This is a genomic window from Streptomyces tropicalis (assembly GCF_029269835.1).
GTDB lineage: Bacteria > Actinomycetota > Actinomycetes > Streptomycetales > Streptomycetaceae > Streptomyces > Streptomyces tropicalis.
This window is the reverse complement of the sequence record NZ_JARJBB010000045.1, coordinates 1-11,218: the sequence shown is the minus strand read 5'-3', so window position 1 is coordinate 11,218 and position 11,218 is coordinate 1. Positions and strand designations below refer to the sequence as shown.

Below are 11,218 nucleotides of genomic sequence, written 5' to 3'. Positions count from 1 at the left end.
GGTCAGCGCCCCGCAGTCGACGAGATCGGCCAGCAGGACCTTGGTCACCGCCGCCGGCAGCTTCAGGTGGGCGGCGTGCTGGTCATCCGGGGGGGGTGCTCCCGTCGTGCCGGACGCCGTGGGGGTGCCGTCCGGGCGGCGTGTCGGCGGGTCCGGTCGCCGTGTCGTGGGGACCGGGGGACTCGGCGGGAGGCGCGGGGACTACGTGCGCGTCGAGGGCCCGGGGTACGGCGGGCGCCGGGAGCCGGGCCGGGACAGCGGTGCCGGGGGCGCCGGGCGGCAGGCCGTACGCGCCGGTCGAGGGGGCGGCGGGCAGCTGCGGTGCGGCCGGGGGCGGGACCGCGGGGCGGCCGCCGTCGGACGGGTCCCCGGGATCCCGGTGCTGCTGGGCCTCGGCCAGGCCGAGGCCGCGCTGGAAGGCGGCCATCAGGCCGGGGTCGTGGCCGACGGCTGCGTCGGTGTCCTGGCGGGGCGCGGGGCCGCCACGGAGCTGGGGGACGATGTGCTGCTGGGCGCGGCGCCTCGGCAGCTGCGGCCTGTCCATGGTGCCGCGTACCGCGCCGGTGCGCGGGACGGGCAGCACGCCCGCGTTCGCGGCCGCCGCGGACCGGTCCTCCGCCCGGATCCCGGGGACGGCGTCCGCGGGGTTGGGGCGTGGGCGGCCGGCTCCGCGCCGGGGCAGGGGCGCGGGCGCCCCGCTGCCGGCCGGGGGTGCGGCGGGCGCGCGCCCGCCGGCTCCGGGGCCCGTGTCGGCGGCGGGGCGGGCTGCGTGGCCGTTCGCGTCCGGCGCCGGGTGCTGCCCGTCACCGGGGGTGGAGCGGGCCGGCGCGGAGGGGGCCTCGCCCCGGGCGGCGGCCGGGCCGGGGCGCGGGTCCGCACCCCGGGGGCCGGGTACCGCGACGGGGACGGGACCGTCGTCCGGGGCCGTGGCGGCGGGCAGGGGGCGCGACGGCGCCGGGTGGGGCGGGGCGCCGGGGTCCGGCGCGCCGGGTGCGCCCGGGGGGACGGACCCGGGCGGCCGCGCGGCCGGGGCCCGGTGCGCTCCGGCCCTCGCGGGCACCGCGGCCCCCGGGGACGGCTGCGGGCGGCCCGGCGGGCGCGCGGCCGCTTCCGGCGTCACCGGGGCCGGTCCGACCAGGTCCTGGGGCACGACGAGGACGGCCTGCACACCGCCGTAGATGTTGCTCTGCAGGCCGACGGTGATGCCGTGCCGGCGGGCGAGCTGGGACACGACGAAGAGGCCGATGCGGCCGTCCGCAAGCAGGCTTGCCACGTTGACCTGGTCGGGGTCGGACAGCAGGGCGTTCATCCGGGTCTGCTCTTCGAGCGGCATGCCGAGACCGCGGTCCTCGACCTCCACGGCGAGCCCGGAGGTGACGAGGTTGACGCGCAGCAGGACCTGGGTCTGCGGGGCGGAGAACACGGTGGCGTTCTCGATGAGTTCGGCGAGCAGGTGGATGACGTCGGAGACCGCGTGGCCGCGCAGTTCGCCGTCGATCGGCGGGACCAGCTTGACCCGGGAGTACTGCTCGACCTCGGCGATGGCCGAGCGCAGCACCTCGGTCATGGGGACCGGGTTGCTCCACTGGCGGCGGGAGACGGCGCCGCCGAGCACGGCGAGGTTCTCTGCGTGCCGGCGGATCCGGGTCGCGAGGTGGTCGACGTGGAAGAGCCCCTTGAGCAGGTCGGGGTCCTCGATCTCGTTCTCCAGCTCGTCGAGGATGGAGATCTCGCGGTGCACCAGGGACTGCAGGCGCCGGGCGAGATTGACGAAGACCTCCAGTTTCTGCTCGCTGTCGGCCTGGCTGGAGAGCTGGGCGGCCTGCACGACCGCGGTGACGGCCCCGTCGTGGGCGCGGGCCAGGTCGGCGGCGAGCAGTTCGAAGTCGTCGGCGTCGCCGGGGGGTCCGCCGCGGGACCGCCGGGGGGCCGGGGCGTCGCCCTGGCGCAGCGCGTCGACGAGGGCGCGCAGGTCGGCCTCCCGCCGTGCGGTGCCGCGGCGCAGGGCGTCCACGCGGTCGTGGACCGAGCGCGCGGCCCGGTCGGCGGCGACGGCGGCGATGCCGATGCCCGCGAGCGCCACCGCGAGGGTGCCGGCGAGCACCGCCCACAGGGTGAGGCCGGGCCGGATCCCGGTGGAGCGCACGGTGAACAGCACGGCCGCGCTGCCGCTGAGGGCGACCGCGACCGGGGGCAGTACCGCCAGCCGCATGAGCTGTGGCCGTATGTGGGCTTCGGGCAGCGAGGGGGCGGTGCGGGTGACGGGTCGCCCGTGCCGCCCGCCCTCGCGGCGGTCTGCGCGTGCGGCCGGTGCACGGAGGTGAGACATCTGTTCCTCGTACTGGTCCGTCGGGCCCGTGTGCGTGCGCCGGGTGCGCGCGCGGGCATGCGCCATCGCTGAGCCGGCCGGGAGGACGGGGGGAGCTCGGCCCCGTGTCGCCCGACCGCCACTCACCGTAGTCACCAAGGCATCAAGTGCGGTGGGCAGTTGACAAAAACCTGCGGGCAGCGTCCCGCTCTGGTATGAGGGTTCGCACACCCGACCGAGCATCGACGGGGCGACACCGCGCCACGGCGTACCGAATCGATCGGAGCCGGTCGGATGCGGTCACGAAAAGACGGCGGGGGCCGGGGAGTCGATGACTCCCCGGCCCCCGCCGTCCGCTCGCGCGCCTCCGGCCGTCAGCCGGCCGGCACCGCCTCGGGGTCGCCGGCCCCCTCCCCGGTGTCCCCCTGAGCATCACGAAGCGTGACATCCGTGGGCGCCGTGACCGCGCCGGCCGTGGACGGCGCGGCGTCCGCCGCGGGCCAGCCGCCGGCCGGCGGCCGCGCCACCTGGCGCCACCACCGGGCCGACGGGACGGCCTCGCCGGTCGGCTCGAAGGGCTCCCCCGGCCGGGGCAGGGCGATCCGGGCGCCGGCCGCGCGGGCCGCGGCGACCGTCCCCTCGCCGGGCTCGGCCCACGGGTGGGGTGCCAGGTTGAAGGTGGCCCAGTGGATCGGCAGCATCGGACCGGCCGACGGCTCGCCCTGGAGGTCGAGATGGGCCCGCATGCCCTCCTCCGGGGTCATGTGGATGTCGGTCCAGAACTCCGAGTACGCGCCGATCTGGATCATCGTCGCGTCGAACGGGCCGTGCTCGGCGCCGATCTCCTTGAAGCCGTCGAAGTAGCCGGTGTCGCCGCTGTGGAAGACGCGGTGCTCGTCCCCGGCGACGACCCAGGACGCCCACAGCGTGTGCTGGGTGTTGCGCAGGCCGCGCCCGCAGAAGTGCCGGGCCGGGGTCGCGGTCAGCCTCAGCCCGCCGACCTCGGTCGTCTCGTGCCAGTCCAGCTCGCGCAGACGCCCGGCGGACACGCCCCAGTGCTCCAGGTGGGCGCCCACGCCGAGCGGCACCGCGAACAGGGTGTCCGTGCCCGCCAGCGCCTTGATGGTGGGCATGTCCAGGTGGTCGTAGTGGTCGTGCGAGATGACGACCACGTCGACCGGGCCGAGCGCGGCCAGTGGCAGCGGCACCGGGTGCAGCCGCCCGGGCCCGGCGAAGGGGAAGGGCGAGCAGCGCTCGCCCCAGACCGGGTCGAACAGCACCCGGCGGCCGTCGATCTCGGCGAGCACGCTGGAGTGGCCCATCCAGGTCAGCCGCAGGCCGGTGGCCGGCGGCCGGGCGAGGTCGGCGACCGTGGTGGCGTGCACCGGCACGGTGCCCGCCGGGGTGCGCAGGGGACGCTCGTCCTTGTCGAAGTAGAGCCTGGCGAAGTCCAGCATCGAGCCGGAGGGCCGGGTCCGTGCGACGCCGCCGGGGTTCTGGAAGACGCCGTCCTTGAAATGGGGCGATCTGCGGATGCGCGCCAGGCGCTCACCGCTGGGATCCGCACCGAAGGCCGCGGGCTGCAGTGCGCGGAGCCCGGAGCTCAGGGGACGGAAACCGGCCACGATACCTCCCGGTGGAGTCGGTCAGGCTTTCCATTATGGAGGGCTCGCGTGCGCCCCCTCCCCGGGCCCTGCCCGAAGGCCGGGGCCCGGGGTGCCGGGGCGGGGCCGGAGACCGCAGCGGGGAGGCGCCCGCGGGGGGTGTCCCCGGTCGGACGGGAGTTCGAGGAGCCGGGCTCGGTGACGGGCCGGGCACGCTAGGGTGACCGCGTGGCGAGAGTGCGGTTGAGCGTGGCGGAGCGGCGCGCGGAGTTGCTGCGGGCCGCCATCGGGCAGATCGAGGTACGGGGTGTGGCGGCGGTACGCATCGCCGACGTGGCCTCGGCGCTCGGGGTGAGCAACGCCCTGGTGCTCTACCACTTCTCGACCAAGGAGAAGCTGGTCGCCGCCGCCTTCGCCCACGCGGCCGAGGGGGACCTCGCGCATCTGCGCAAGCTGCTGGCCCGCCGTACGACGGCCGTGCGCCGGCTGCGGACCGCCGTGCGCTGGTACGCGCCGACCGGGTCCGCCAAGGGCTGGCGGCTGTGGATCGAGGGCTGGGCGGCGGCACTGCGCGAGCCGGCGCTGCGGGAGGTCGCGCAGGACCTCGACCGGCAGTGGAAGGCCGCGATCGCCGAGGTCGTCGCCGAGGGCGTGGCGGCGGGCGAGTTCCGCTGCCCGGACCCCGGCGCCGCGGCCCTGCGCCTGACGGCACTGCTGGACGGTCTGGCCGTGCAGATGACGGCCTACGGCGGCGGGGTGTCCCGGGCACGGGCCCAGCAGTGGGTGGACGAGTCCCTGGCACGTGAACTGGGCCTGGAACGGGAGGCGTTGACGGCCGCAGCGCGGTGAGGACGACCGGGGCGCGGGCGGGAGCGGGCCGCCGGCCCGGCGTCGCACCCCGGCCGCGGCGCGGGGAGGGGGCGTGCCGCCGCCCCCCTCCGGCACCGCGTCCCCGGCGTCCTCACCCCCGCCCGGGCTCCGGAGTCGTCAGGCCACCGAGGCGATCCGCATCCTGATGTCGCCGGGCGACAGCGTGCCCTTGGCCGTCACGTGGTCGCCGGAGGACTCGCCGCGCAGACGGCGGCCGATCCACGGCACCAGGAACTCGCGCGCCCACTGCACGTCGTCGCGCCGGGTGCCGAGGGCGCCGCGCGGCGGCAGCGGCGGCCAGGGCTGCTCGGGGTCGGCCGGCACCTCCAGGCCGAGGACCTGGCCGGCGCGCAGTGCCACGCGGGTGTGCCCCTCGGGCGACAGGTGCAGCCGGTCGTGGTCCCAGGCGCGCCGGTCCTGCACGGTCTTGAGGGACCACAGGTCGAGCACCGGGCAGCCGTGGCGGTCGGCGACGGCCCGCACGTGCCCGTTGTACGTGGCGATCTTGCCGCGCAGGTGCTTGAGCACGGGCACGCCCCGGGTGTCGAAGCCGGTGGTGACCAGGACGGTGCCCGCGGCCGCGGCGAGGCGGGCCAGCGCGGACTCGAACCGCTCCGCCACGTCGTCCGGGTCGGTGCCCGGACGAATGATGTCGTTGCCGCCCGCACAGAACGTCACCAGGTCGGGGGCGAGTTCCACGGCCCGCTCGACCTGCTCCGACACGATCCGGTCGAGCAGCCTCCCGCGCACCGCCAGGTTGGTGTACGCGAAGTCGCCCTCGGGCCGCAGGTCCGCGAGGAGCACCGCGAGCCGGTCGGCCCAGCCCACGAACGCCCCGTCGGGGCCCGGGTCGCCGACGCCTTCGGTGAAGCTGTCCCCCAGCGCCACGTACGACCCGATCACTGCTCTGCTGTCACTCTTCGAATCGTCTGCCACGTCGGCCCATGATTCACCCTCGAATGTGACCTACGCGACCGTAAGGAAGGGTTGACGGACGGTGAGATAAGCCACTGCGCGGGGGCGGGGCCGGGCGGAATAGGCGGGCGCTCCGGGATGTTTCCGGCGACCCGGCCCCCGGCCCGCCGAAGTCCCCCGAAGCGGCCCGCGATTGCCCGGACGCGCGACATGGCGCCGGCGGCGGTGGACGCCACATCGCCGCAGGCAGCGATGTCGTATCGTCGGAGTCGTGCCCGCCGGCGAGCCGTGACGGCGGGGCCGGGGCCCGCCGAGCGGGCCGGGCCGACCGAGTGGGAGGAGCCCCCGTGACGCAGCAGGTCCCGTCGACCGAACCCGAGCTGGCCGGAGTACGCAACTTCCGCGACGTGGGCGGACTGCCGACGGTGGACGGACGGCGGGTGCGGCAGGGCGTGCTGTTCCGCAGCGGCCACCTCGCACACGCCACCGAGCAGGACACGTCCTTCCTCTCCGCGCTGGGCCTGCACACCGTCTTCGACTTCCGCAACGCGGCCGACAAGAAGCTCGAGGGCCCCGACGTCGAGCTGCCCGGCGTGCGCAATGTGAACCTGCCGCTCAGCGACCCGGCCGACGGCGCCGAGTTCTGGAAGATGGTCCGCGACGGCGACCTGGCGCAGCTGCGGTCGATCCTGGCGGACGGCAAGGGCGCCGACCGGATGATCGCGTCCTACCGCCTGATCGTCACCGGGCGCACGGCCGAGCACTCCCGCGTGCTGCACGCCCTCGCCGAGGACAGCGTGCCCGCCCTCATGCACTGCGCGGCCGGCAAGGACCGCGCGGGCCTGTCGATCGCGGTGACCCTGCTGGCCCTGGGCGTCGAGCGGGAGGCCATCCTGGCCGACTACCTGCAGTCCAACGCCAAGCACCGCCGCTACAAGGTGCACCGCAGCGCCGACACGTCCGACGCCTACTCCCCCGAGGTCATGGAGCTGCTCAGCCCCCTCTTCGACGCCCGCGCCGAGTACCTGGCCGCCGCCCTGGAGACCGTGGAGGACACCTGGGGCGGGGTCGAGACCTATCTGGAGCGCGGCCTCGGCCTCGCCCCGCAGACCCGGGAGCGGCTGCGGGAGCGGCTCCTCGACTGACGCCCGCACCGTTCCCGCGGGCCCGGTGGCGGCTACTTCGCCCCGACCTCGAACAGCAGCCAGACGAAGGCCGCGAAGAGGTGCCCGACGGCGATGTAGATGAGCAGCCGCACCCACAGGGCGCGGGGGAACTTCTCTTCCATGGTGCTGTTGCTCATGGCGTGCCTCCGGTGAGGGGCCCCAGGCACAGGGTGGCCGTGGGGCTCTGCAGCAGGGTGTGGACGAAGAGCAGCTCGAGTCCGTCGCGGTCCTCGGCGGCGATGCGGTGCGGGGTCAGCGAGTCGAAGTGCGCGCCGTCCCCCGGTCCGAGCCGGTGCGCGGTGTCACCGAGGCGCAGCAGCAGCCGCCCGGACAGAACGTACAGCCACTCCTCGCCCGGGTGCACCCGCACGATGTCGCCCTGGGAGCCGTACGGGACGCGGACCCGCAGGGCCTGCATCCCGCGGCCGGGCGCACCGGCCTGCCAGTAGGTCCAGCCGCCGGCCCGGGTCGGTTCCATGTCCGCGGCGCGCACCACGGCGTCCCGGTCGGAGACCGTCTCGCCGAGCAGCTCGGAGACCGTCGTACCGTAGATGCGGGCGAGTGACAGCAGCATCGGCAGCGAGGGCTGGCGCTGCCCGGTCTCCAGCCGGGAGAGATGGGCGGGCGACAGCCCGGCGGCGCGGGCCGCGGCCTCGAGGGTGAGCGCGGCACGACGGCGCAGCGCCCGCAGCTGCGGGGCGACGGAGGGCAGTTCCTCGGCCGGCCCCGGCGGAGGCGCCGGCCCGGCCGAGGCGTCGGACTCGGGAGTGCTCATGCCTCCATTCAGCCGGAGCTTTGCCTTTCCGGCAAATTTCTTGCCCCAGAGGCAAAGCCCTCGGCCTACCGCTGGGCCACGGCCTGCTTCACCAGGGTCTTCCCGAAGTCCCACATCAGACCGCCCTCGTGCGCGTCGTCCATCACCGCGGTGAAGGCGTCCACGAAGCGGGCGACCTCCTGCTCACCGATCACCAGGGGCGGGATCAGCTTGATCACCTCCAGGTGGTCGCCGGACACCTGGGTGAGGATCCGGTGGCGCTGGAGCAGCGGCACGACCACCATCTGCGCGAACAGGCCCTTGCGGGCCGCCTGGAGCATCGTCCAGCGGCCGCGCAGCTTCAGGGAGCGCGGCCTGCCGAACTCGATGCCGACCATCAGTCCGCGACCGCGGACGTCGGCGAGGAGTTCGTAGCGGTCGGTGAGCGCCGCCAGCCGGGACCTCAGCAGGTCGCCGGTGGCCCGTGCGTGCGCCACGACCTGGTCGTTCTCCATGACGGACAGCACGGCGAGGCCGGCCGCCATGGCCTGGGCGTTGGATCCGAAGCTCGCGGAGTGGACGAGCACGCGGTCCATGGACGAGTAGACCTTCTTGAAGATCCAGTCCCGGCCGAGGGTGGCCCCGACCGGCACGTACCCGCCGGACAGCGCCTTCGCCACGCAGACCAGGTCCGGCTCGACGCCGTCCTCGTGCTGATAGGCGTAGAAGTCGCCGGTGCGGCCGAGCCCGGTCTGCACCTCGTCGGCGATGAGCAGCGCCTTGTGCCGGTGGAGCAGCTCCTGGGCGGCGCGCAGATAGCCGGGCGGGGCCTCGTGCACGCCCTTGCCCTGGATCGGCTCCACGATCAGGGCGGCCACGTCCCCCCGGCGCAGCTCCCTCGCCAGGGCGTCCAGGTCGCCGAGCGGGACGGCGGTGTCGGGCAGCAGCGGGGCGAAGCCGTCGCGGAACCCGTCCTCGCCGTTCACCGAGAGGGACCCGGCGGTCAGGCCGTGGAAGGCGTGCTCGCAGTACAGGACGCGGGGCCTGCCGGTGGCGCGCCGGGCGAACTTCAGGGAGGTCTCCACCGCCTCGGTCCCGCTGTTGCCGAAGAAGACCCGGTCCAGGTGGGGGCTGTGGGCCAGCAGCCGCTCCGCCAGCAGCCCGGGCAGCGGGGGGCAGTCGAAGCGGGTCAGGTCGGCGAGCTGCGCGTCGAGCACGTCGTGCAGGGCGCGGCGCACGACGGGGTGGTGGCGGCCGAGGCCCATCACGCCGAAGCCGGCGAGCATGTCCAGGTACTCGTTGCCGTCCGTGTCCCAGAAGTACGCGCCCTCGGCCCGCTCGTAGACCTTGTCGAAGCCGATGGTGTGCAGCATGCGCGGCAGTTGGTGGTTGAGGTGCCGGGCGTGCAGCTCGTAGCGCTCGGCTCCGCGTTCGGACAGGAGCCTGCCGAGGTCGAACTCGTTGGTCATTCAGCTCTCTCCTTGACGTGCGCGGGGTCCGCGCCGGTGTCCCGCCCCCGGTCCGTCCCGGCCCCCTCCCCGGTGGCCAGGCTCGCGCCGATCCGTCCGGCGATCTCCACCGGGGTGAGGCCGATGTCGGCCAGCACCTCGGCGCGCTTGGCGTGCGCGAGGAACTGCTCCGGGATGCCGAACCGCCGCACCGGCACATCGACGTCGGCGTCTCCCAGTGCCAGGGCGACCGCCGAACCGACCCCGGCCGCACGGCTGTTGTCCTCGACCACGGCGACCAGGCGGTGGCGGGCGGCGAGGGTCACCAGGGCCGGGTCGACGGGCTTGACCCAGCGGGGGTCGACGACGGTGCAGCCGATGCCGCGGGCGGCGAGGAGCTCGGCCGTCTGGAGGCAGACGGGCGCCATGACGCCGACCGCGACGAGCAGGACGTCCGCGTCGTCGGCGGCGTGCAGCACGTCCGTGCCGCCCACCCGGCCGACCGCGGGGATCCGGGGGCCGGCCGACTCCTTGGGGAAGCGGACCAGGGTCGGGGCGTCGTCCACGGCGACGGCCTCGCGCAGCTGGGCGCGCAGCTGGTCGGCGTCGCGCGGCGCGGCGATCCTCAGGCCCGGGACGACCTGGAGCACGGACAGGTCCCACATGCCGTTGTGCGAGGGCCCGTCGACGCCGGTGACACCGGCCCGGTCCAGGACGAAGGTGACCCCGCAGCGGTGCAGGGCGACGTCCATCAGCAGCTGGTCGAAGGCCCGGTTGAGGAAGGTGGCGTACACGGCGACGACGGGGTGCAGGCCTCCGGTGGCCAGGCCCGCCGCCGAGACGGCCGCGTGCTGCTCGGCGATGCCGACGTCCCACACCCGGTCCGGGAAGCGGGCGGCGAAGCCGCCGAGGCCGACGGGGTGCAGCATGGCCGCGGTGACGGCCACGACGTCGTCGCGCTCCTCCCCGATCCGCACCATCTCCTCCCCGAAGACGGAGGTCCAGGAGGGTCCGGCGGCCGGTGCGAGCGGCTCGCAGGTGAGCGGGTCCATCACCCCGACCGTGTGGAAGTGGTCCTCCTCGTGCGCGAGGGCGGGCTCGCAGCCTCGGCCCTTGACGGTGAGGCAGTGGACGAGGACCGGCCCGTGGAAGCGCTGGGCGCGGCGCAGCGCGGACTCGACGGCGCGGATGTCGTGCCCGTCGATCGGGCCGAGGTACTTCAGCCCGAGGTCCTCGAACATGCCCTGCGGGGCGAAGGCGTCCTTGAAGCCCTTCTTCGCGCCGTGCAGGGACTCGTAGAGGGTGCCGCCGACCACCGGGGTGCGCTGCAGGACGTCCTTGCCCCAGGCCAGGAGGCGCTCGTAGCCGTCGGTGGTGCGCAGGGTGGCCAGGTGGTTGGCGAGGCCGCCGATGGTGGGCGCGTACGACCGCTCGTTGTCGTTGACGACGACGATCAGCGGGCGGTCCCGGGCGGCGGCGATGTTGTTCAGCGCCTCCCAGGCCATCCCGCCGGTCAGCGCGCCGTCGCCGACGACCGCGACGACGTGGCCCCGGCCGTCCTGCACCTGCCGGGCCTTGGCGAGGCCGTCGGCCCAGCCCAGCGCGGTGGAGGCGTGGCTGTTCTCGATGACGTCGTGCTCGGACTCCTCCCGCGAGGGGTAGCCGGACAGGCCCCCCTTGCCGCGCAGCTTCGAGAAGTCCTGACGTCCCGTCAGCAGCTTGTGGACGTAGCTCTGGTGGCCGGTGTCCCACAGGATGCGGTCGGCCGGTGACTCGAAGACCCGGTGCAGGGCGACGGTCAGCTCCACCACGCCCAGGTTGGGTCCGAGGTGCCCGCCGGTCCGTGCGACCGCCTGCACCAGGAATGCGCGTATCTCCTCGGACAGTTCGCCGAGTTCCGCCTCGGACAGCGCCTTCAGGTCGCGCGGTCCTCCGATGTTCTCCAGAATCGTCACGCAGGGCCCCCTCTAGGTCCGTGTCGTCTCCCCGTCCACCGTCACCGCGGGCGCCCCGGCGGCGCGCGGGGCGGCGCCTTCGGCGGTCATCCGCTCCGCGAGCTTCATGGCCTCCTCGATCAGGGTCTCCACGATCTTCGACTCCGGCACGGTCTTGATGACCTCGCCCTTCACGAAGATCTGCCCCTTCCCATTGCC

General features: G+C 74.9%; 9 protein-coding genes and 2 pseudogenes. 2 read left to right on the top strand and 9 right to left on the bottom strand.

Annotated elements, in window-relative coordinates; genetic code table 11:
* The 3 genes and pseudogenes from P3H78_RS32110 to P3H78_RS32100 form a co-directional block, all read right to left on the bottom strand.
* Positions 1-81: pseudogene (locus P3H78_RS32110) on the bottom strand (DUF742 domain-containing protein); the annotation flags it as partial.
* A 1-nt stretch (position 82) separates the two neighbouring features.
* Positions 83-2,329: an ATP-binding protein gene (locus tag P3H78_RS32105; RefSeq protein WP_276112709.1), complete on the bottom strand. Its 2,247-nt coding sequence runs from the start codon at positions 2,327-2,329 to the stop codon at positions 83-85.
* A gap of 353 nt (positions 2,330-2,682) precedes the next feature.
* Complete coding sequence (locus P3H78_RS32100) at positions 2,683-3,933, bottom strand: MBL fold metallo-hydrolase (RefSeq protein ID WP_276112708.1); 1,251 nt, start codon at positions 3,931-3,933, stop codon at positions 2,683-2,685.
* 207 nt (positions 3,934-4,140) lie between these two features.
* On the opposite strand from P3H78_RS32100, the gene P3H78_RS32095 reads away from it, so the two are divergent.
* Complete coding sequence (locus P3H78_RS32095) at positions 4,141-4,761, top strand: TetR/AcrR family transcriptional regulator (protein ID WP_276112707.1); 621 nt, start codon at positions 4,141-4,143, stop codon at positions 4,759-4,761.
* 138 nt (positions 4,762-4,899) lie between these two features.
* Here the strand turns inward: P3H78_RS32095 and P3H78_RS32090 are convergent, their stop codons facing one another.
* On the bottom strand, positions 4,900-5,685 hold the full coding sequence (locus P3H78_RS32090; protein ID WP_276112710.1) for an SGNH/GDSL hydrolase family protein: 786 nt from the start codon (positions 5,683-5,685) through the stop codon (positions 4,900-4,902).
* Positions 5,686-6,044: 359 nt separating this feature from the next.
* On the opposite strand from P3H78_RS32090, the gene P3H78_RS32085 reads away from it, so the two are divergent.
* The gene (locus tag P3H78_RS32085) at positions 6,045-6,842 is read left to right on the top strand and encodes a tyrosine-protein phosphatase (RefSeq protein ID WP_276112706.1); all 798 of its coding nucleotides are present in this window, start codon (positions 6,045-6,047) and stop codon (positions 6,840-6,842) included.
* Positions 6,843-6,874: 32 nt separating this feature from the next.
* Here P3H78_RS32085 and P3H78_RS32080 read toward each other — a convergent pair whose 3' ends face one another.
* The 5 genes and pseudogenes from P3H78_RS32080 to P3H78_RS32060 all read right to left on the bottom strand — a co-directional run.
* Positions 6,875-7,000, bottom strand: coding sequence for a DUF6126 family protein (locus P3H78_RS32080; protein WP_276112705.1), 126 nt, complete (start codon positions 6,998-7,000; stop codon positions 6,875-6,877).
* Positions 6,997-7,638, bottom strand: coding sequence for a helix-turn-helix domain-containing protein (locus P3H78_RS32075; protein ID WP_276112704.1), 642 nt, complete (start codon positions 7,636-7,638; stop codon positions 6,997-6,999). The genes P3H78_RS32080 and P3H78_RS32075 overlap by 4 nt, the downstream gene beginning before the upstream one ends.
* Positions 7,639-7,703: 65 nt before the next feature.
* Positions 7,704-9,086 (bottom strand): aspartate aminotransferase family protein, encoded by a 1,383-nt coding sequence (locus P3H78_RS32070; RefSeq protein WP_276112703.1) that lies wholly within the window; start codon positions 9,084-9,086, stop codon positions 7,704-7,706.
* Positions 9,083-11,020, bottom strand: a complete 1,938-nt coding sequence (dxs, locus tag P3H78_RS32065; protein WP_276112702.1) for a 1-deoxy-D-xylulose-5-phosphate synthase — start codon at positions 11,018-11,020, stop codon at positions 9,083-9,085. Before dxs ends, P3H78_RS32070 begins: the two co-directional genes overlap by 4 nt.
* A 12-nt stretch (positions 11,021-11,032) precedes the next feature.
* Positions 11,033-11,218: pseudogene (locus P3H78_RS32060) on the bottom strand (hypothetical protein); the annotation flags it as partial.